Raw genomic sequence first — 23,576 nt, forward strand, 5'->3', positions numbered from 1 at the left:
AAAATCTTTAAATTAACTTTAATAATTTTTTATATTTGTCTTTTTTAAATCCCCCTTTATGAAAAAAGCATTACTCGTTTTTCTAATCATCTGCTCGCGCATCTTATATGCTCAGTCAGATTGTATTAGTGCAATATCTGTCTGCGGAAACTCAGACATATCATATACCCCTTCCGGACCTGGACTTATCCTCGAAGGTATTGGTGCCAACTCATGTTTGAATGACACTGAAAATGAACACTTTTCAGTATGGTATTCATTTACAGCAGCAACTTCAGGAACGCTAGCGTTTGTCATTAACCCTAACATAGACACCGATGATTATGACTTTGCGGTTTATGGCCCCACGACAAACGGTTGTACTTCTTTGAACAACGCTAACGTTTTCGTAACGCCTTTAAGGTGTAATTACAATGGTACAGGTGCCTCTCAGGGAAACACAGGCTTACTTCTAACGATACCTCCTCCGCCACCTCCCAACACCAATGGTAGCGCAGGAAACCAGCTGGAATGGAGCCCTCATATGGTTGTACAGGCCGGCGAGACCTACTACCTTGTCGTAGATAACTTCAGAAGTTCACCGGATGGATTCTCACTGACATGGACAGGTACTGCAAGCTTAAGCTCTGCATTCAACGATCCGGCTTTAGCTCCGTTTCCGTTTGTAACACCAGGACAGCCTGCAGCAAACCCTGCTAACCCGAATGAAATTGCAGTATGTTCACTGGCTACCCCTTTCAACTTTACGGCACTTAGCGCCGGAATTATTAACGGTAACAGCGCCAACTTCAAAGTAAGCTATCATAAAACAACCAATGATGTGATTACAGGAGCAAACCCTGTTACTTCGGAGATCGTCAACTTTACATCCACTTACCTTTACAGGATTGCCTATCAGGATCCGACGAATCCTACAAATCCTATGAACGGCTGTTTTATTACAGGCAAATTCAAATTCAAGGACGGAAGCTTTACTTTAAACAATGCTACGCTTACAAGTTGCAGTAATAATAACTCAGGAACAGCAATGTATGATCTTACGACTGCTACGATTGGCGCTTTACCCAGCCATACGTTAAAGTATTATCCTACGATGTTCGACCTAAATGCAGGAACGAATGAAATTACAAGCCCTACTATATACCAGTTTGTATCTGCGGAAGGAAAAATATTTGTAAAAGCCACCAATGAATTCGGATGTACGGCAACTGCTGAAATCACCCTGAAATTCCATCCGTTGGTAGCGGTAACTGATGCTTCTTTAAGAGAGTGTTTCATTGAAGCCAATCATTCACTGGGCGTATTTAACCTTAACAACGCGCCGGTAACTGCAGGAACAGCAACGAAAAAATATTACCCGTCTGTAGCAGATGCCGTAAGCGGAACGAACGAAATTTTAAACTTCCTTACCTATACAGCTCCTACAGGCGTAGTGTATGCGAAGGTATTTAACGCACAGGGATGTTATAATATTGCAAAAATAACACTGACTGTAATGGGTCCAGTTTATTCAAGCGTTTTAAAGGATAAAATCATCTGTATCGAGGATAAAACGACACTGGATGCAGGACCTGGATTCAGCGGTTACGAATGGAGCACGGGAGCTACTACACAGGCTATTAATAATGCAGCTGTAGGAACTTACTGGGTTAAATTAAAAACCGGAAACTGTATCACACTGCAGAAAGTAAAAATATATGCTTCTGAGCAACCTGTGGTATCAAGCATTGATATTTCAAACACTACAATCACAGTGAATGTTATAGGAGGAACTCCAGATTATAAATATTCTATGGATAATATCAACTGGCAAGACTCTAATGTATTCACCAATATTTCAAGAGGTGACCACAAAGTATATGTAAAAGATGCTTATGACTGCGAGCCGATTGATATTACAGTTCTGGTTCCAAACCTTATCAACGTGATTACTCCAAACGGAGATGGCGTAAACGATGTGATAGATTATTCAGCATTATCAGGAAAACAAAGTCTTGTGTTGAGTATCTTTGACAGATATGGTACAAAAATCCATCAGGCGGATAAGTCTAACGGATATAAGTGGGACGGAACCGTAGCCGGGAAAAAGATTCCTACCGGAACTTACTGGTACTCTGTAACGTGGAATGAAAATGATAAAAAGAATACACCATTCAAGTTTTCAGGATGGGTAATGGTAAAAAACAGAGAATAATCATTATAAAAAACAGAAAACCGCTCTACGGGGCGGTTTTTTTTCAACATAAATGCTGATAACTATATTTTTCTCAAATCTTGTTTCACAAAAATCATTTTAAACATGAAAAAAACATTACTTCTTTTAATTCTATTTGTAGCGCAGGTGTTTTATGCACAGTCCGACTGCGTTACAGCTATTCCGCTCTGTGGAAACTCGGACATCAACTATACCCCATTGGATCATGGAAATATTGCTGAAAATCTGTCGGCAAACGGATGTCTGGCCATCAATGAAAATCGCTCAGTATGGTATACTTTTACGATAGCAACACCTGGAACATTAACATTTGTGATTGATGCCAACGTGAATTCTGACGACTACGATTTTGCAGTATACGGCCCAACTTCCAACGGATGCACCTCGCTACAATCCGGCAACGCTTTTGTAACACCCCTTAGATGTAACTATACGGGTACTGTTGCCAGTGGAAATACCGGACTAAGCCTGACCGTGCCACCACCTGCAACTCCCAATGGAAACGGAACCGGAGGCAACCAGGGAGAATGGAGCCCGTACATGAACGTACTCGCAGGACAAACCTATTATCTTATTATAGACAATCACAGAAATTCTGATGATGGGTTTAGGTTAATCTGGGGTGGTACTGCTACCTTGAGCTCTGCATTTAACAATCCAACTCTGGCTCCTAATCCATTTATTCCACCAGGAATTCCGGGAGCTACCCCAACCGATCCTACAACGGTGATGGTATGCGGACTTCCTTCACAATTTAATTTTAATACCCTTACTGCAGGTATCATCAATGGAAACAGCCCTAACTTTAAAGTTACTTACCATAACGACACCAATGATGTGGTAACAGGGAATAATCCTCTAACGACTGCAACGGTAAATGCAACAACCGATTATTACTACAGAATCCGATATCTGGATCCCGACGACCCTAACAATGTGGTCAATAAATGCTTCATCAGTGGGAAGTTTAAATTTGTAAATGCCAGCATCACGGCTAGGAATGCTACAATTTTTGCCTGTAATAATGACGGTGAGGGAACCGGAAAGTTTGACCTTACCACGGCAGATGTATTCACCGGCGGTACAAAAAAATACTATCCGACCATGGCTGATCTGAATGCTGATACCAACGAGATCACCAGTCCTACCAATTATATTTCTGCTCAGAAGACGGTTTATGCAAAAGTAACTTCTGCTTTTGGATGTACTGCTGTAGGAAATATTACATTATCATTCCATCCGGTAGTCACGCTAAGAGATGTACTGGTTGAAGAATGTTATATAGAAAACGACATCCTGCAGGCTAAATTTGACCTTACAAAAGTTAACGTAGGTTCAATAGCAGGACAAACAAGTAAATTCTATAAAACACTAAACGATGCCAAAGCCGAAACGAATCCTATTGCGAATCCGGATGCTTACATTACAACAAGTACTGAAGTTTATGTAAGAGTGACCAACGCTAATCAGTGTTATGATATTGCCAAAATCACATTAAGAGTTCTTCCACCTGTAAAATCTGCAGTTCTAAAAGACAAAACGATCTGTGCCGAAGCTAAAACAACATTAGATGCAGGACCTGGATTTGATGGATACGAATGGAGCACCGGTGCCACTACGCAAACCATCAGCAATGTAGGAATCGGGGTATACTGGGTGAAACTGAAAACTGGAAAATGCTTTACACTACAGACCGTAACTGTTTTTGCATCTTCACAACCGGTTATCTCTTCTGTAGATATCAGCAACAACACGATCACTGTGAATGCTTCAGGAGGAACTTCTCCTTATATGTATTCATTAGATGGTATTACGTGGCAGGCAGCGAACACATTCAGTGGACTTCCTAGAGGAGACAATAAGATCTTCTTAAAGGATTCTTACAACTGTAACCCTATCCAGATTACAGTGACTGTACCGAATCTGATCAATGCCATTACTCCAAACGGAGATAAGATCAATGATGAGATTGATTATTCTGCTCTGTCTTATAAGAAAAACCTTGTTTTCATTGTGTACGACAGATATGGAAACAAACTTTATGAGGCTAACAAAATGAGAGATTACAAATGGGACGGAACCGCTTCAGGTAAAAAAATTCCTACAGGAACTTACTGGTATACGATCTCATGGAACGAAAATGATAAAAACAGTACCGAAACGAAATATTCAGGATGGATACTGTTAAAAAATAAGGAATAAATCTATTCTTATATCAAAAGAAAAAGACTGCCAGTTACGGCAGTCTTTTTTTTTACAGGTCACGGGATACTGGTTTGAAAAGTTATTAATTATGCGTTATGAGTTATTTGGAATAGGTCCCGGAGTTGGAGGACTTTCACGAAGCAAAATTCACTATTCACATTCCTTTATCGCAATCTGAAACCTCACGTCTGACCTCTGATATCTAAATCAAAAAACTTATAATTTTCATCCAATCAAGCAGAAATAATTGAAATTTTTCTATTTTTGATCCCCATTTTTTACTAACATTCTCATACTTTCTGTCCACGGCATCGTACGGAGGAATGCTGATAACTTGTTAGTTACTATTTTTTAATTATTTTTTTTAAATAAACTATCTTTGCATCATGGCGCAGAAAGAAACATTATCATCCCTTACACACGGAAACTTTGCAAGAGAACTGTCTATTGCGGATGGAAAAATGCCACCCAATGCTGTAGATTTTGAAAGACTGGTGATAGGAACTTTTCTTATTGACAAGAAAGGGCTTGACCACTCTATCGACCTTCTTACCCCGGAAGTATTTTACGATCCCAGACATCAGGTCATTTTTGCTACGATCTTAAAACTTTACGAAGGCAACCACCCTGTCGATCTTATGACGATCATTCAGGAACTAAAGAAAGAAGATAAATTAAGCCAGGCCGGCGGAGATCATTATATTATTGATCTTACCATGGGTGTAAGTTCATCTGCCCACATTGAATACCACGTACGTGTCATCCTTGAAAAATATATCTTAAGAAGTCTGATCAATGTATCTGCCAACGTAATTGATTCTTCCTATAAAGAATCTACGGATGTATTTGAACTTTTGGACAAAGCAGAACAGTCATTCTTTGAGATCACGAACGGTACGATCAAAAAAGGATTTGACACGGCCAACTCATTGGTAAAACAGGCCATTGACACCATCAAATCTTTGAAGGACAAGGAAGGACTTTCCGGTGTTCCTTCAGGATTCAGAGATATTGATAAAGAAACCGGAGGTTGGCAGAATTCCGACCTCATCATTATAGCCGCCCGTCCCGCGATGGGTAAAACAGCATTCCTTCTGTCTATGGCCAGAAACATTGCTGTAGGTCACAAAATTCCGATGGTGCTGTTCTCTCTCGAGATGGCATCTGTACAGCTGATCACCAGGATGATTGCTTCCGAAACGAAAATTTCTTCCGAAAAACTGAGAAAAGGAACTTTGGATGATGAAGAATGGCAGAGACTCTTCTCCAATGTATCCGAACTGGAAAATGCACCGCTATTTATTGACGAAACCCCTTCCCTTTCTATATTCGACTTCCGTGCAAAATGCCGAAGACTGGTGATGCAGCATGGCGTTAGGCTGATCATGGTCGACTACCTTCAGCTGATGACAGCAGGAGGCGGAGGAAAAGGAGTCGGAAACCGTGAACAGGAAATCTCTATGATCTCACGTTCACTGAAAGCGATTGCTAAAGAACTTAACGTACCGGTAATTGCTCTTTCCCAGCTGTCGAGAAGTGTGGAGGCCCGTCCAGGAAAACGACCTCAGCTTTCTGACCTGAGAGAATCCGGAGCGATTGAGCAGGATGCGGATATCGTATCTTTTATCTTCAGACCGGAATACTATAAAATTGCTGTGTGGGATAATGACGAAGAAGGTGCGGAAACCCCAACGGAAAACCAGGCCGAGCTGATCATTGCAAAACACAGGAATGGTGCTACAGCCGATGTAAGATTATCATTCTTAAAACATTTTGCTAAATTTGGTGACATTGAAGCTGCGTTAGATGGCGGTATGGGAGGTTACCCTTCTAATTTCGGATCTAATGAACCGAGTGGTTTTGATAAGATTAAGACTACCATCCAGCCGGGTGCAGCATTTGATCTTCCGGACAGCTCAAAACTTTCCGGGTCTTCTATGAACGATTTCGATGACGATGATGATTTCCCGTTCTAGAAAACCAATCTTTTTAAATTAAATAACAGCTCAGTATTCTGTACGCTATTTGTAGCGGAATACTGATTTTATATATACCAGAACTTTTGAGAATAGAAATATATACTGACGGTGCATGCAGCGGAAATCCCGGAAAAGGAGGCTATGGAATTCTCATGCGTGTTCCTGAAAAAAACTATCAGAAAACATTCTCTAAAGGTTTCAGAAAAACCACCAACAACAGGATGGAACTTCTGGCCGTGATCTCCGCCATGGAAAAACTAAAGTCTTCGGAGAACGACATCCACATTTACACAGACAGCAAATATGTAGCGGATGCCGTGAATCAGAAGTGGATCGCAGGATGGATCAAAAGAGGATGGAAAAATGTAAAAAACCCGGACCTCTGGAAAAGATTCATCGAGATGTACAATAAGCATACTCCAAAAATGCACTGGGTAAAAGGTCATGCGGGACATTTTGAAAATGAACTTTGTGATAAACTTGCCGTAGCTGCCGCCAACTCATCTGATCTTGAAATCGACTCTTATTTCGAAGGTTTAGAGAGTAACTCTCTTTTTTAATGAATCTAAATTCATATTCACAACATTCAATATTCACCTGCATATCGCATCATTTATTGAAAATTTGTTATCATATTCAGTAAAATTAACATTAAACACGCATAAATTAATTGGGATTTAATATATTTACACCATCTAATTAAAAGTAATCCCAATTCAATGAATAAATTTTTACTGTCTTATATTTCCCTCCTTCTGATCTTTTTGTCTGGAGGAATGTTTTCCCAAACCTATCAGTTAACAGGAAATCCGGTGAACACCACAGGATGGACGATGGTGAATCCCGCGCAGGTAAATGGTGATTTTATCCAGCTTACCCCGGATACCAACAATCAATCCGGATCTATACGTCTGAATGATCAGATCAACTTAAAATACTGTGACAAATGGAGAGTGGAATTCGATTTCAGAATGGATTCCAACCAAACTTCCAACGGAGATGGTATTGCCTTTTGGTATCTGGCCAATCCTCCTGTTGCGAGTGTACTGGGTTCTGGTCTTGGAGTTTCCCAGAATGCCGTAGGATTTATTGTAGGATTTGACACGTACAACAATACGACGACCGCTACCATGAGTAAGGTACATGTCGCTTACGGACAGGTAGCCAACACTTCAGATACCAACAACGTAGAGTTTTTCAATACCGCAGGAAGTTCTTTCCACTCACCGGATCTGAATACAACGCTTCCTTTTCAGGGAGCCACCTATAAACATGTTGAAGTAACCGCTCAGGTAGATCCTGCCAATCCTGTGAACTGGATTGTAAAAATTACGATTGACGGAACATTGATCTGTAATCAGTCATTTGCCCCTTCAGGCACCGCAGCTGCCATGACGATTGGCTATTTCGGGTTTTCGGCTTCTACAGGAGGTGCGAGATCCAGACATTCTATTAAAAATGTAAAAATTTACACGGATAAAGTTCCTATTTTACAGGCTACAGCTACACAGTCTTTCTGCCCAAATCCGTCAACAGGATTCGGGTCTGTTAATTTAACGACTTTTAATTCTCAGTTTGTAAGCAACCCTTCCAATTATACATTTACTTATTTTCAAGGGGGAACTCCCATTACAACTCCTACAAATTTCCAGTTCAATGCAAATACTACGGTAACTGTAGTGGTAAAGGATAATGCAGGAATATTATGTGATAATCCTGACGGAAAAATACAGCTTGTCCTTGCTCCTCTTCTCCTTACGGATAAAACCTTACTGGCCTGTAACAACAATAAAGCAGGAAACGGATTATTCAACCTTAACGCTGCGGATGTAGCCGGCGGACTTACTGTAGTCAAAAAATACTACAGAACACTTGCTGACCTGAATGCCGGAACTAATGAAATTACCAATCCGGCCACCTATACTTCTGCGCCGGGAAGCGTTTATGTAAAAGTAACTACACCACTTGGCTGTACGGGCAATGCAAAAATCACCCTGGCATTTTTACCGGAAACTCCTGTAAGAGAAGTCACTTTGCGCTCATGTTTTATACAGAACAATATTACGAGTGCCGTATTTGACCTTACTTCTGCTAATGTAACAACCCTGACCAGCGGTTTCACCAAAAAATATTATACTTCTGTAGCAGATGCTTTAGCCGGAACCAATGAGATTGTCAATCCGCTTCAGTACATGTCTGTGAGCACTGCGATTTATGTAAAAGTAACGGACTCCAATAACTGTTTTGCACTGGCAAAAGTAAATCTTAACGTATTACCGCCAGTAATGTCTTCAGTTTTAAAAGACAAAATAATCTGTGTAGACGGAAGAACCAATCTGGATGCAGGTCCCGGTTTTGACGGCTATGAATGGATCACCGGCGCAACAACACCTTCAATTCAAAATGTTGGCGTAGGTCTTTATTGGGTAAAATTAAAAACAGGAAACTGTATTACAACCCAAATGGTAAAAGTGATTGCTTCTGCCAATCCTGTGGTAACAAGCATCGACATCAACAATACCACAGTAACGGTCAATGTTTCAGGAGGCACCCCGCCTTATAAATATTCACTGAATGGTATAGACTGGCAGGATTCGAATACGTTTACAGGACTTCACAGAGGGGAAGCTAAAGTTTTCGTAAAAGACTTTTACAACTGTACACCTGTTGAAGTACAGATCACCGTTCCAAACCTGATCAATGCGATAACTCCAAACGGCGATAATGTAAATGATTTTATTGATTATTCTGCTCTGGCTTATAAGAAAAATCTTTTATTCATCGTATATGACAGATATGGTAATAAACTTTACGAAGCTGACAAAATCAGAAACTTCAAATGGGATGGAACTGCTTCCGGCAAGAAGGTCCTTACAGGAACTTACTGGTATTCTATCTCCTGGAATGAAAATGACAAGAATAATACCGCTACCCAATACTCAGGCTGGGTGTTGGTGAAAAACAGAGAATAATCTTCTATTATAAAAAATCACTCTTTCCCTGGAGTGATTTTTTTTAATAATATAAACCTAAAACGAATTACTTATGTATTTTTTAACCCAATACAAGAAAAGCGCAATATCATTTTAATGTTTTTATTATTCGTTTAAAATTAACTTTAAATTGACAAATTTAACCAAACAATTGACAATTATTCATTATACAGTCACAAACAAAATAAATATATTTATATCAATAACCTTAAACCAATCGCTTCATGAAAAGAAAACTACTCATTTACTATTTATTTATTTTTTTAGGCTTTTCAGGACAGCTGTTCTCACAGACCTATCAACTGGCCGGAAACCCTGTCAATACCACAGGCTGGGACCTTGTTTCCAACGCAGTTGTGGAAAACGATTTCATCCGTCTTACCACAGATAATACCAGCCTTTTCGGTGCTGTAAAACTGGCTACCCCCATCACATTAAGCTATTGTGACAAATGGAAGGTAGAATTCGACTTCAGGATCGATGGAAACGGAACCACACAGTTCGGGCGTGGTGACGGATTTACATTCTGGTATCTCGTGAATCCTCCAACAGGATTTGTATCCGGGGGTGGGCTTGGAATTCCGGCGAACGCATCAGGACTGATGGTAGGATTTGATATTTTCAACAATTCCACAGAAGGCCAGATGAGTAAAATACATTTACTGTATGGAACCAATGATACCGCCGGAAATAATATTGAATACAACACAACTCCCGGAAGCACATTTCATTCTCCGGATCTTATTACGACACAGCCTTTCGTAGGGCCTACCTATAAACACGTAGAAGTAAACGGAGAAACAGACCTCACGAATCCTACGAACTGGATCATTAAAATTAAACTTGACGGTGTCCTTATTGTTGACCAGTCATTTGCCCCTTCGGGAGGAGCCATAGGAATGTCTCAGGGATATTTCGGTTTCTCAGCCGCTACGGGAGGTGCGAGTGCGAGACATTCGATCAAGAATGTAAAAGTTTTTGTAGATAAAGTTCCCATCCTGAACGCCACCGTTACTCCGTTTGTGTGTACGAATCCGGCAACAGGAGCAGGATCTGTGGATCTGACTTCTTTCAATGCACAGTTTGTGAACAATCCTGCAAACTATGTATTCACTTACTATGTTTTAGGAAGTTCAACACCTATCACGAACCCTACCAACTTCCCATACACAGGGAATACTACAATTAAGGTCGTCATCAAAGACCCGAGTTCTACGCTCTGTGATAATGGTGATGGCGTCATACAGCTTAATCCTACACCATTTGCCGCTACAGATGCCACACTGACAGGCTGTAACAATAATAATGCAGGGACAGCCACATTTGACCTTACAACAGCCGCTCTGACAACGGTTCCAGGCTGTACGATGCAGTTTTACAATACGATGTTTGACCTGAATGCAGGAATCAACCAGATTCCTAATCCTACGGCTTATGCATCGGGAGCAGCAGTACTATTTGCCAAAGTAACAACTCCTCAGGGGTGTGTCAGCAATGCAAAAGTCACTCTGAATCTTAACCCGGTTGTCGTTGTTACGGATGCTTCCTTAAGAACATGTTTCCTTGAGACCAATCCGTCACTGGGAACATTCAACTTAGCCAATGCTCCGGTCATTGCCGGAACAGCACCTAAAAAATATTATCCATCTATGGCTGATGCTGTAGGCGGAACGAATGAAATTTTGAATTTCGCCACCTATACCGCCCCATCGGGAGTAATTTATGTAAAAGTATTTAACGCACAGGGATGTTATTCAATTGCAAAAGTTACCCTTACTGTTATCGCACCGACTCTTTCCAGCGTATTAAAAGATAAAATCATCTGTATTGAAGATAAAACCACACTGGACGCAGGACCTGGATTCACCGGATATATATGGAGCACAGGCGCTACTACACAGGCCATCAACAATGTAGGCGTTGGAACGTACTGGGTAAAACTGAAAACCGGAGACTGTACGATCTTACAAACGGTAAAAGTATATGCTTCGGAACAGCCTGTTGTGACGAGCATAGATATCTCAGGAAGCACAGTCACTGCTTTTGTGAACGGCGGAACTCCTCCTTACAAATATTCAATGGATAATGTAAACTGGCAGGATTCCAATGTCTTCACCAATGTTGCCAGAGGCGAAACCAAGATCTTTGTAAAGGACAGTTATGATTGCGAGCCTATCGAAATTAATATTACGGTTCCTAATCTGATCAACGTTATTACTCCAAACGGAGACGGGGTGAATGATATCATAGACTATTCAGCGTTGGCCAACAAAAAAAATCTGGAAATCGGAATCTTCGACAGATACGGATATAAAATGTTCCAGGCAGACAAGTCCAACAGATACACCTGGGACGGAACTACCAACGGAAGCAAGAAAGTGCCTACCGGAAACTACTGGTATTCTATCACATGGAATGAGAATAACAGCAAGAACACCCCTATCAAATTCTCAGGTTGGATTATGGTGAAAAACAGGGAATAAACTGAAATTGATTATTTTTTAAATACCCCGGGATCACGTCAAATTTGGCGTGATCCTTTTTTGTTTTTTCAAACGGGAGATATTTCATTTTAAAAGCTCTTTATTCATATTCAATTCTTAAATTTGTCCTATGAATTATTTGGAAGCTTTAAGCAGAAGATATTCTGTGAAAAAATTTAATCACGAGATCATTCCTCAAGACACTTTGTACAACATTCTTGAGTCAGGAAAACTGTCTGCCAGTTCGCTTGGGCTTCAGCCTTATAAAGTATTGGTAGTGGAAAGTGACGAAATGAAACAGAAATTAATTCCGGCTTTCTATAATCCATCGCAGATCTCCACCTGCTCTCACCTCATTGTCATTATTTCAAAGAAAACCATTGACGAAAGCTATATCCATGGCTATTTCAATCACATTTCCGAGGTAAGGGAAACTCCCATTGAGAAACTTGATCTGTTCAGGAAAAGCATTAATCAGCACATTGTTCAAAAAACACAGGATGAAATTTTCAACTGGGCAGAAAAGCAGTCTTATATCGTACTGGCGAATCTGATGTACGCCGCTGCTATTGAAAATATAGACTCGTGCCCCATGGAAGGCTTCCGCCAGGATATGATAGAAGAGATTCTCAACATCAATCCGGAGACAGAAAAAGTAACCGTTACCCTCGCTTTAGGCTACCGTTCTGAGGAAGATCATTTCCAGCACATGAAAAAAGTAAGAAAACCAAACGAAAAATTGTTTAAATTTATTTAATATTAAACGATTGTACCTAAAGCAAGCATATGATAAAAGCGGATGTATTAGTAATCGGTTCCGGCATCTCGGGACTTTCCTATGCCATTAAAGTTTCTGAACAGTTCCCTGATGCTAAAATCATCATCGTAACAAAATCAGACGAAGACGAAAGCAATACTAAATATGCACAGGGCGGACTGGCCGTAGTCACCGATTTTAAGAATGACAATTTCGAGAAACACATCGATGATACTATGCGTGCCGGAGACGGAGAAAACAAACGCGACGTTGTAGAAATGGTCGTAAGAGAAGCTCCCGCAAGATTCAACGAGATCGTAGAATGGGGCGCCAACTTTGACATGAAAAACGGAGAATTCGCTTTGGGACGAGAAGGTGGCCATACTGAAAACAGAATTGTTCACCATAAAGATATCACAGGATTCGAGATTGAAAGAGCTCTGCTGGAAACGGCGAAAAACAGCCCGAATATTGAAATCCTTGATCACCATTACGTTATTGACATCATTACGCAACACCACGTTCCCGGGAAAGAAGTGAACGAAGGTGAGATCAATTGCTACGGAGCCTACATCCTTGATGAAAAATCAAAGACCATCAAAAAAATCACTTCGAAAATCACACTGGCAGCTACCGGAGGAGCGGGACATGTGTACAAGAACACGACCAATCCTACCATTGCTACCGGAGACGGAATTGCCTTCGTAGCCCGTGCCAGAGGTAAGGTTTCGAATATGCAGTACTACCAGTTTCATCCGACAGCTCTGTACAGCAAGATTAATGGAATGCTTTTCCTTATTTCTGAAGCCGTAAGAGGAGATGGTGCCAAATTAAGAACGAAAAAGGGCGAAAAATTCATGCACAAATATGATGAGCGTGAAGAACTAGCCTCAAGAGATATTGTAGCCAGAGCCATCGACAACGAAATGAAAATTTCAGGAGATGAATATGCCGGCCTCGACTGCCGCGATATGGATCACGAAAGATTCCTGGAGCACTTCCCGAATATATATAAGAAATGCAGAGAAGAAGGAATTGATCCTTTTACCCAACTGATCCCTGTAGTTCCTGCCTGCCATTATCTGATGGGCGGTATCGAAGTAGACCGTGACGGGCAATCTTCTATCAAAAATCTTTTTGCTGTAGGTGAATGTACCAACTCAGGACTTCATGGCGCGAACAGACTGGCTTCAAATTCTTTACTGGAAGGTTTGGTTTTCGGACACAATGCCGCAATCAAAACCGTTGATTTACTTAAAGAAAACAATTTCAATTTCGATGATCTCAAAGCTGTTCCGGAATGGAATGAGGAAGGCATGAAGATCATGGATGAAATGGTGATCGTGAGTTACCTCAGAAAACAGCTTCAGGAAATGATGAGTGATCTGGTAGGTATCGTAAGAAGCAACAGACGTCTGACTATGGCCCTGCAAAAACACCAGGAAATCGCTGCAGCTGTTGATGAAATATATCACTACTCCATTTTGTCACCGCAGTTATCTGAATTGAGAAACCTGACAACAGTTGCCCACCTCATCATTACCCAATCTATGGAGATGACGGAAAACAAGGGCGCATTTTATAATAAAGATCTAGTCTAAAAAACATCCATAATGAAAAGACCAAGCTACGCAACCGATAAAGTATTAAAAACGTTCATCAAAAATGCCTTAGAGGAAGATATTCAGGATGGCGACCACTCTACCCTTTCTACCATTCCGAAAGATCTGGAGCAGAGCGCTAAACTTCTGGTGAAGCAGGACTGTATTTTAGCAGGGGTTGAGCTGGCGGAAATTATTTTTAAAACTTTTGATAAGGATTTAAAGGTGGAAACTTTCATTAAAGATGGAGAAGCTGCCAAAGTAGGTGACGTCGCAATGATCGTAACCGGAAGTGCAAGATCCATCCTTTCCACGGAAAGACTTATCCTGAACTGTATGCAGAGAATGAGCGGAATCGCTACCCTTACCCACGACTGGGACTCCAGATTGGTAGGCACTAAAACAAAGCTTCTCGACACCAGAAAAACAACTCCGAATTTCAGAGTTTGTGAAAAATGGGCAGTAGCTATCGGTGGCGGAACCAACCACAGATATGGCTTATATGATATGATTATGTTGAAAGACAACCATATTGACTATAACGGAAGCATTACGAATGCTGTGAAAATGGCAAAAGATTATGTTAAAAACAGCAAGAAAAAGTTAAAAATTGAGGTTGAAACAAGAAATCTCGAAGAAGTCAAAGAAGCTATCAAAGCAAAAGTGGACAGAATTATGCTTGACAACATGAGCGTACCCATGATGAAGCAGGCGGTAGAGATGATCAATGGATCTTGTGAGTCTGAAGCATCCGGTGGAATTACCCGCGAAATGTTAAAAGAAATCGCTTCCACAGGCGTTACTTATATCTCTGCCGGGGCCCTTACCCACTCTGCTGAAAATATAGATTTGAGTCTCAAAGCAGTGAAATAGCGTTGTATTTTTAACAAAAACAGCCCCTGTTTATTAAAAACTCAATAATATGATTTTTTTCATGCTAAAATTCAATTTTTATACATAGCATTGATAATCAGTATTTTAATTCTTATTAAGATTGAGTAAAAATTAACATACAGTTAATATTAGTTAAATTTTATTTCGCGAATTTTGCAGAAAATTAAATCTAACTATTACTAACGATTATGAAATTAATCAACAAATCGATACTGACTGTAGCTATCACTTTATCTACAGCTAGTGTTTATTACGCTCAGCAAGTTCAAGACACTGTAACGAAGTCGAAAGATATTGACGAGGTAATTCTAAGAGGTGTTACGGATATCGCTAAAGATAGAAAAACACCAGTAGCAGTTTCTACAGTAAAAGCAGCACAAATTCTTGAAAGACAAGGAAACCAGGAACTTGTTGAACTTTTAAACACAACACCATCTGTATACGCAACAAAAGGCGGCGGTGGTTTTGGAGACTCTCAGATTGTTATGCGTGGTTTTGAATCAAGAAACATCGCAGTAATGGTAAACGGTATGCCTGTTAATGACATGGAAGGTGGTACTGTTTATTTCTCAAACTGGACTGGGCTATCTGACGTAACAAGTTTTATGCAGGTACAAAGAGGTCTTGGTTCTTCTAAACTTGCTATCGCTTCTGTTGGAGGTACAATGAACTTCATCACGAAGTCAGCAGATATGAAAAAAGGCGGTATTGTAAGATTAGGAGTTGGTAACAATGACTTTTTAAAAACATCATTCGCTTACAATACAGGAAAATCCGACAAAGGATGGTCTACTTCATTCTTAATGAGCAGACAAAGCGGATCTACCTATATTCAAAATACAGACTACGAATCTTACGCTTACTATTTTGCATTAGGTTGGGAGCCAAACAAAAAACACAATTTCCAATTCACAATCACTGGAGCTCCACAATGGCATGATCAAAGATCTTATGCTCCTACTATCAGTGATTATGTAAGATATAATCCTGATAATGACGGAACTCCTGACAGAACTTATAATTCAGACTGGGGATATTACACCAATGCTGAAGGAAGAAGAGTCGCTCTTTCTAACAGATCAAACTATTATAACAAACCAGTTATCATGTTTAACTGGGACTGGAATATCAATGATAAATCCAAGTTGAGCACAGTAGCCTACATGTCTAACGGTAGAGGTGGTGGAACTTCTGATCTTGGAAGAGTTAACGGTAGAGGTCTTACAGCTCTAGTTAATAACCAACCATACTTTAGAGATGCACAGGGGCTTTACAATTTTGACAAAGTTTTTGCTGAAAATGCTGCAGTAAATGCGAGCACAGCAGGTGCAGGAGCAACATTAGTACGTAGAGCAAGTATCAATTCTCATAACTGGTACGGTGTACTAGCTAATTTCCAACATAAGATTAATGATAACTGGAACTTCTCTGTAGGTACTGACGACAGATACTATTACGGATATCATTATCAGGTTGTTTCAGATCTATATGGTGCACAGGGATATAAAGATTCTAATAACAAGAATATTGCTCCAAACGTTGTTTCTCAAACTTCTGATTACAAAAAACTATCATGGAATCCTTTCGGAGGAAGCCAGGTTCCTTTGAACGAAAGAGTTGGATTCAGTAATGATGGAGAAGTAATCTGGTACAGTGGATTTGGTCAGGTAGAATATACAAAAGATAAACTATCTGCATTCTTACAGGGATCGGTTTCTAATCAGGGATACCAAAGAATCGATGAGTTCATTCAAGATGGTGTTACCGTACAAAGAAACCAAACTGTAAACAGAAAAACAGGTTTCAAAAACATTTTTGGATACAACATCAAAGGGGGTGCTAACTATAACATCAACGAAAACCATAATGTTTTTGCAAATGTTGGTTATTACAGTAAGCAGCCATTTATGAATACCGTATATCCAAGTAACCAGCAAGTTGTTAACCCTCAGTTAACTAATGAGAAAATTTTCTCTGCTGAACTTGGTTATGGATTCAGATCTGCAAACTTCAGTGCAAACGTTAACGTTTACAGAACTCAATGGAAAGACAGAGCATTAAGAAGAACAATCCAGGTTCCTGATGTAACAGATGCTTACGCAGAAATGAATGGTATCACTGAAATTCACCAGGGAGTTGAATTTGATGCAACTTACAAACTGAATAAGTTCTTAGAAATTAATGGTATGTTCTCTTGGGGAGACTATTATTATAAAGGAAACGCAACAGGTACGACATTTGACGGAAACAACAATCCTCTAACTGTAGCTGGAACTTCAAACACAACTACGCTTTATATTGATAAAGTAAAAGTAGGAGGAACAAGCAGTAACAGTATTCCTCAAATGACTGCATCATTAGGAGCTACTGTTAAGCCAGTAAAAGACTTAAGCATCTATGCAGGATGGAGATTTGTAGGTAAACTTTATTCTTCTATTGATATTGCTACTTTCTCAAATATTGCTAACCAAGACAGAGGAGTGTTAAAACTGCCTGATTACAATCTTACAGATTTAGGTATTTCATATAAAATCAGATTGAGAGACGCTAACCAGTATTTCACTGTTGGAGCTAACGTTTACAACTTATTTGATACTACTTACATCCAAGATGGTGCAACAAATAATTTCGTTAAAGGAGTAGGAGATTTTAAAGATATACCAAGTGGAGCAACAGCTCAACAGCAGTATAGCGCTTATATCAATAATCCAAATAACTTCTATAAAGGAATTGATACAACTAACAGAGTATTCTTCGGATTCGGAAGAACATGGGCAGCTACATTGTCATTCAACTTCTAATAAGATCATTATATTAGATTTTATAAATATCTATCCCGGCTTTTAGCCGGGATTTTTGTTATATTTGTACCTAGAAAAATAGAAAAAATTGAATATGGATTTTTACAAGATTTTGCTTAATGCACACAAAGGATTCGGGTATCTTGAACTTCTTTTGGCCTCATTATTTATTATTGCCCTTTTAGCTACTATGTTTGGCTTCAGTGGTAAAGTGAACAAATTTTTAAAGAAGATCACGCTCTTCACGATGATTTTCTTCCACGTTCAGTTTTTACTGGGCGTATGTTTACTGTTCACCTCTCCGGGCTTTAAAGCTGCCATAGCAGCCGGAACATTAATGAAAGATGCTTACAGCAGACAGACATTTGTAGAACATCCATTTTCTATGCTGATCGCAGCGGTATTGATGACGATCATCAATAAGAAAGTAAAATCTAATGACACTATTTCTTTAGGAATTGTAATCATGGGTCTTATTGCGGTAGGTTTATTTGCATTCGCGTTCCCTTGGACAAGAGTCTTTGGGGCTTAAAAAATAAAATACTAAGTGATATACAATGAGTTGATTACTTGGTAATAGTTTAACCTTAAATTTTTAATTAAATCAATGAAAGTAGCTGTAGTCGGTTCAACAGGAATGGTTGGACAAGTTATGCTGAAAGTTTTGGAGGAGAGAAACTTCCCTGTAACAGAATTAATTCCGGTAGCATCCGAAAGATCTGTAGGTAAGAAGGTGAAGTATAAACAGGAGGAATTTACGATTGTAAGCATGAAAGACGCTATAGCTGCCAAACCTGATATTGCTATTTTCTCTGCCGGAGGAGACACTTCTCTTGAATTTGCCCCTCTGTTTGCAGCAGCTGGTACTACAGTCATTGACAATTCTTCTGCCTGGAGAATGGATCCTACCAAAAAACTGGTGGTTCCGGAAATCAATGCCAGTGTATTGACCAAAGAAGATAAGATCATCGCGAATCCAAACTGTTCTACCATTCAGTTGGTGATGGTATTAGGTCCATTGAATAAAAAATATGATCTGAAAAGAGTCGTTGTTTCTACGTATCAGTCCGTAACAGGAACAGGGAAAAATGCCGTAGATCAGCTTAATGCCGAAATAAACGGAGACGACAGCGTTGCCAAAGTTTATCCTTATCAGATCTTTAAAAATGCACTTCCTCACTGTGATGTATTCAGTGATGATGATTATACTAAAGAAGAGATCAAACTCATGAAAGAACCTAAGAAAATTTTAGGTGACGATACATTCAACCTTACCGCAACTGCAGTGAGAGTTCCTGTTCAGGGAGGTCACTCAGAAAGTGTAAATATTGAATTTGAAAACGAATTTGACCTTGACGAAGTAAGAAAGATCTTATCTGAAACACCAGGTGTAGTCGTAATGGATAACGTGAAAAACAACGAATATCCAATGCCGCTCTACTCCGAAGGTAAAGACGATGTATTCGTCGGCAGGATAAGACGGGATCTCTCCCAGCCCAAAACGCTGAATCTCTGGATCGTAGCAGACAATCTGCGAAAAGGAGCAGCAACGAACGCTGTACAGATTGCAGAATACTTAGCAGCTAACAACTTAGTTTAAACTAACAAAATAAAAAAGAGTCTCAGAATTGAGATTCTTTTTTTTATCAAACTATGGAAAATAAAAAGACCATTACCCACAAAGACAAAATTGGATTCCAGAAAATCATTGCTGTTTTCGGAGTCATCTTATTCATTGGAAAAATCATTGCATGGAAGCTCACCAATTCCGATGCTGTATTTTCAGATGCCATGGAAAGTGTCGTAAATGTCATCAGTGCATTTATGGGGCTCTACTCTCTTCATTTGGCCGCCAAACCAAAGGACGAAGACCATCCGTACGGCCACGGAAAAGTAGAATTCGTAACATCCGGCATTGAAGGCGCTTTAATCGCCATTGCGGGGATCATGATCATCTATGAAGGCATCAACAGCTTAGTTGTAGGAAAAACTTTAGCCAAACTGGATCTGGGAATATGGATCATCGCTGCAACCGCGATCGTTAATTATCTTTTAGGGTATATTTCCATTAAAAAAGGCAAAGCTGAAAACTCGCTGGTTTTGGTTTCCTCCGGAAAGCACCTTCAGTCTGATACCATCACAACATTAGGTGTGGTCATCAGCTTGGTTATTGTTTATTTTACCAAAATTTATTGGTTGGATTCTGTGGTAGCCCTTGTTTTTGGTTTCTACATCATCTATGTCGGATATAAGATCGTCAGAAAGTCGCTAAGCGGAATTATGGATGAGCAGGATCCTGATCTTCTGAACCAGATTATCAAGGTACTGGAAGACAACAGAAGAATAGAATGGATAGACGTTCACAATATGAAAATCCAGCAATTCGGCGCCAATCTCCATATTGATGCCCATATTACTCTGCCCTGGTATTACAGCCTTCGGGAAGCGCACAATGAAATGGAAAAAATGATTATTCTTTTAGCTAAAAATACCAAAAGAAGCGTAGAATTTAACTTTCATATGGATGATTGTAAAACCGTTTCATGTTCTGTCTGTCAGATCAAAGACTGCCCTGTCCGCGAAAAAAACTTTGTGAAAAGAGTACAATGGACTCCGGAAAATGTAACGAGTGTAGACAAACATACAGCAGACTAGGGCTCAGAGTGTTGTCAGTTGCTGGTTAGTTAGTTACTGTTTGACATTAATTAAGCTAATGAAGCATCTTCTGATTATCTTGATTCTTACTTCTACTTCTATCATTCACCATTGACTTGCGAAGCAAAATTCACCATTGACCTTTCCCAATATTCCAAAATTGTGAGGCAACCTGTAAGGTAATGAGTCTACCCGTTTATTTGTCTGTTCTTTTCTAACTGTTTCCTGTAATAAAACAGAGGAACAATCAAAAGCAGCGCCAGTGGCTGAATGACAAACCTTCTCATGTAAAAGGAGAAAAGATAACCCACATCAAACCGGTCATAGATACAGTAAAGATAAATCGGGAAAGTAATAACAAATATAATGGTGATGAGCAATGCGCCCTGCACCGTCCACTGTTTATTTTTAAAAAGACACTGAATGATCAGGCAGGACAAAGCAAGATTAAGAATAAACCTGAAAACATGACCAAGTATTAATTTGCCCCACTCAAACTGCGGAAATGCAATATGTTTATTCGCCTCATGAAAATATTCCAGGAAAGGATCATAGAACATTTTGTCCTCCAGCACACGTACGCTGATAAGACCGCAGATTCCTGCTATGACGAGAAGCCAGTTAAGAATTTTCATTTTTTAATGCAAAGAATTTAATCCATACCAGCCAAAGAACCACCACCGTTCCATAGATAACCGCCGGAAAAATAAAGTCGTGAAACATCTTTCCATATGTTTTATAGTCTGACATTACCACGTTCAGTCCAACAATCCGGAGAAGATTCATGATATACAGCAGGACAAGTCCGGCAAGAGCAAAAACAACAGTTTTGGCACCTTTATAAAACGCAAATACGAATGCGACAAACAGGATCATTACTGAAATGGCATTACACCCTTCCACCATTCGGGTTACGTAATTTTTCTTTACATAAAACCAAACCTGCTCATTTTTCACATCATTATAAAGTAAGGTAGGAAATCCTGAAGCTTTCTGAATAGAGGCCACCTGATCCGCGATTATTCTCGAAAAAGGATCCAGTCCGCCTGCTTTACCAGCATTCAGATAAAACTGGTAAGCAAACAGCAACACCAGATAAATGACGATGAACCTCAGCAAAATGTTTAAAACTGGTTTAAAATCCTTTAGCATAGTACAAAGATAAAAATTCGACTGAAATGTAAGCTAAATTAAGACATCAGATTGCAGATTTCAGACGTGAGATTTCAGATTTTTAGGTTGTTATTGAGGGATGTGAATTGTGAATTTTGCTGCGCAAGTGAAATGTGAAAGTCCTCCAACTCCGGAACCCACTCGAAATAACTCATAATTTATAACTGATAACTTTTCAAACCTCTCAAACGCCAACACCCTCATACTCTCCTACTCCAAAACTCTCAAACTCCCATTAAATTAGTATATTTGTTTCCATATTATGACTTCCGAAAACGCAAAACGATTTTTTGAAAACTATCTCGGTGAACCATCTTCTGAGTTCGTTACACTAGCTCAAAGCGGTTCTGCGAGGGTGAATTTCCTGGCCAAATCCGGCAGCAGAAAATACATCATCACCAGCAATGAAAATATCCCGGAAAACGAAAGTTTCCTTTATTATTCTGAAATTTTCTCTGAACTCAACCTCAATACACCCGGTATTTTTGCAGTCTCTGATGACAGGAAAATGTATGTACAGGAATTCCTGGGAGGACAGACTCTTTCCGAGATTATTACCAAAGAAGGACTTTCTCCACATGTGCAGGCATTGGTAAAACAGACCCTGGAAAAACTTTTTGAACTTCAGATCCGGACGCAGGGGAAAATTGATTTCTCAAAAACTTTTGAATATGAAAGTTATGACGAACTTCCCGTGATCCATGATCTGTACTATTTTAAAAACTTTGTGGCGGATGTTCTGGAACTGGAATACCGTAAGTCTGCTTTACTGAAAGAATTTAAACAGATCGCTGCACTTATTGAAAGCCTCGAACCTACAGGAATTATGATCCGCGATTTTCAGGCCAGAAACATCATGGTAAATGAAGAAAGTAAAGTTTCGTTCATCGATTATCAGTCTGCTATGAAAGGTCCATTGATGTATGATGTGATCTCTTTTCTTTTCCAGGCAAAGGCTGATTTCCCGCAGGATTTCAAAAACGAAATGCTTGATTATTACATCGGGCAATTTGATAATGAAGAAGTTAAAAATCAACTAAAAAACTCGGTAAAACCAATCCAGATGATGAGATTCCTGCAGGTGCTTGGAGCTTACGGCTTCAGAGGACTGATCCAAAGAAAACAACATTTCATATCAAGTCTGGAAAAAGGGATTCAAAATATCACGCAGTTTGCATCATCGTGGGAACAGATGAACAATTATCCGGAACTTAAAAAAGTAATTGAACAGCTGGCTACAGAAGAATCAAAATTAAAAATTAATGCGATTTTGAACCATTAAGATTCTTTTGGTTTTATAGCCGAATCATATTAACAATGTCAGCCTGAGCGGAGTCGAAGGCTTACTATTAAAAAAATAAAAACCTTAAATGGTTCAAATAAAATAAACAAGAATGCTACACATCGACATACACAGTTTTTCGTACAAAAAAGGAGGAATTCCCAAGGATCATTCAGGAAACGGCGGAGGTTTTACTTTCGACTGCAGAGGAATTTTAAACCCTGGAAGAATTGAAGAATATAAAATCCAGACAGGAAATGACATCGGGGTTCAGGAATATCTTGAAACCAAAACAGAGATGCCTAAATTTCTGGAGCTGGTAAAATCTATCGTGTCCATCAATATCGATAATTATCTGGAAAGAGGTTTTGAAGACCTTCAGATCAGTTTCGGATGCACTGGCGGACAGCACAGGTCTGTATATTCTGCCATCAAAATTGCTGAATTCATCAGGGAAAAATATCCTGAAGGAACAGAAATAAGCCTTCACCATGACGAACAGCATCAGTTGAACGTGAGTGATGGGTAATGAGCAATA

Annotated in this window: 17 protein-coding genes; 15 read left to right on the plus strand and 2 right to left on the minus strand. The window is 39.6% G+C overall.

The window, feature by feature from the left end; genetic code table 11:
- Window positions 1-58: 58 nt before the first annotated feature.
- The 13 genes from IW22_RS02765 (at window position 59) to IW22_RS02825 (ending at window position 20,583) form a co-directional block, all read left to right on the plus strand.
- Window positions 59-2,194: a T9SS type B sorting domain-containing protein gene (locus IW22_RS02765; protein WP_034723997.1), complete on the plus strand. Its 2,136-nt coding sequence runs from the start codon at window positions 59-61 to the stop codon at window positions 2,192-2,194.
- A gap of 105 nt (window positions 2,195-2,299) precedes the next feature.
- Window positions 2,300-4,417 carry a T9SS type B sorting domain-containing protein gene (locus IW22_RS02770; protein WP_034723998.1) on the plus strand — a complete coding sequence of 706 codons (2,118 nt, stop codon included), beginning with the start codon at window positions 2,300-2,302 and terminating at the stop codon, window positions 4,415-4,417.
- 389 nt (window positions 4,418-4,806) lie between these two features.
- Window positions 4,807-6,396 carry a replicative DNA helicase gene (gene dnaB, locus IW22_RS02775; protein WP_034723999.1) on the plus strand — a complete coding sequence of 530 codons (1,590 nt, stop codon included), beginning with the start codon at window positions 4,807-4,809 and terminating at the stop codon, window positions 6,394-6,396.
- Between the two features lie 86 nt (window positions 6,397-6,482).
- A complete protein-coding gene (rnhA, locus tag IW22_RS02780) occupies window positions 6,483-6,959 on the plus strand; it encodes a ribonuclease HI (RefSeq protein ID WP_034724000.1) in 477 nt (158 codons plus the stop codon).
- Between the two features lie 159 nt (window positions 6,960-7,118).
- Window positions 7,119-9,371, plus strand: coding sequence for a lectin-like domain-containing protein (locus IW22_RS23490; protein ID WP_051890973.1), 2,253 nt, complete (start codon window positions 7,119-7,121; stop codon window positions 9,369-9,371).
- A gap of 245 nt (window positions 9,372-9,616) precedes the next feature.
- Window positions 9,617-11,875 (plus strand): T9SS type B sorting domain-containing protein, encoded by a 2,259-nt coding sequence (locus IW22_RS23495; RefSeq protein ID WP_051890976.1) that lies wholly within the window; start codon window positions 9,617-9,619, stop codon window positions 11,873-11,875.
- A gap of 130 nt (window positions 11,876-12,005) precedes the next feature.
- The gene (locus tag IW22_RS02795) at window positions 12,006-12,632 is read left to right on the plus strand and encodes an NAD(P)H-dependent oxidoreductase (RefSeq protein ID WP_034724001.1); all 627 of its coding nucleotides are present in this window, start codon (window positions 12,006-12,008) and stop codon (window positions 12,630-12,632) included.
- A 29-nt stretch (window positions 12,633-12,661) separates the two neighbouring features.
- A complete protein-coding gene (gene nadB / locus IW22_RS02800) occupies window positions 12,662-14,233 on the plus strand; it encodes an L-aspartate oxidase (RefSeq protein WP_034724002.1) in 1,572 nt (523 codons plus the stop codon).
- Window positions 14,234-14,245: 12 nt separating this feature from the next.
- Window positions 14,246-15,106: a carboxylating nicotinate-nucleotide diphosphorylase gene (gene nadC / locus IW22_RS02805; RefSeq protein WP_034724004.1), complete on the plus strand. Its 861-nt coding sequence runs from the start codon at window positions 14,246-14,248 to the stop codon at window positions 15,104-15,106.
- A 209-nt stretch (window positions 15,107-15,315) separates the two neighbouring features.
- On the plus strand, window positions 15,316-17,928 hold the full coding sequence (locus IW22_RS02810) for a TonB-dependent receptor (RefSeq protein ID WP_034724006.1): 2,613 nt from the start codon (window positions 15,316-15,318) through the stop codon (window positions 17,926-17,928).
- A gap of 94 nt (window positions 17,929-18,022) precedes the next feature.
- A complete protein-coding gene (locus IW22_RS02815; protein ID WP_034724008.1) occupies window positions 18,023-18,460 on the plus strand; it encodes a hypothetical protein in 438 nt (145 codons plus the stop codon).
- A 75-nt stretch (window positions 18,461-18,535) separates the two neighbouring features.
- Complete coding sequence (locus IW22_RS02820; RefSeq protein WP_034724009.1) at window positions 18,536-19,528, plus strand: aspartate-semialdehyde dehydrogenase; 993 nt, start codon at window positions 18,536-18,538, stop codon at window positions 19,526-19,528.
- A gap of 53 nt (window positions 19,529-19,581) precedes the next feature.
- Window positions 19,582-20,583 (plus strand): cation diffusion facilitator family transporter, encoded by a 1,002-nt coding sequence (locus tag IW22_RS02825; protein ID WP_034724010.1) that lies wholly within the window; start codon window positions 19,582-19,584, stop codon window positions 20,581-20,583.
- A gap of 188 nt (window positions 20,584-20,771) precedes the next feature.
- Here the strand turns inward: IW22_RS02825 and IW22_RS02830 are convergent, their stop codons facing one another.
- Together IW22_RS02830 and xrtF are read right to left on the minus strand one after the other, a co-directional pair.
- Entirely contained in the window at window positions 20,772-21,218 is a 447-nt protein-coding gene (locus IW22_RS02830; RefSeq protein ID WP_034724011.1) for an exosortase F system-associated membrane protein, read from the minus strand.
- Window positions 21,205-21,735 (minus strand): exosortase family protein XrtF, encoded by a 531-nt coding sequence (xrtF, locus tag IW22_RS02835; protein ID WP_034724012.1) that lies wholly within the window; start codon window positions 21,733-21,735, stop codon window positions 21,205-21,207. The genes IW22_RS02830 and xrtF overlap by 14 nt, the downstream gene beginning before the upstream one ends.
- Before the next feature lie 283 nt (window positions 21,736-22,018).
- Here xrtF and IW22_RS02840 point away from each other — a divergent pair, with 283 nt between their 5' ends.
- Both IW22_RS02840 and IW22_RS02845 read left to right on the plus strand, forming a co-directional pair.
- Complete coding sequence (locus IW22_RS02840; RefSeq protein ID WP_034724013.1) at window positions 22,019-23,038, plus strand: aminoglycoside phosphotransferase family protein; 1,020 nt, start codon at window positions 22,019-22,021, stop codon at window positions 23,036-23,038.
- A 112-nt stretch (window positions 23,039-23,150) separates the two neighbouring features.
- Window positions 23,151-23,567: an RNase adapter RapZ gene (locus tag IW22_RS02845; RefSeq protein WP_034724014.1), complete on the plus strand. Its 417-nt coding sequence runs from the start codon at window positions 23,151-23,153 to the stop codon at window positions 23,565-23,567.
- The last annotated feature ends 9 nt before the right edge of the window (window positions 23,568-23,576 follow it).

Origin of the sequence: Chryseobacterium sp. JM1 (genome assembly GCF_000737715.1) — a bacterium.
Classification (GTDB): domain Bacteria; phylum Bacteroidota; class Bacteroidia; order Flavobacteriales; family Weeksellaceae; genus Chryseobacterium.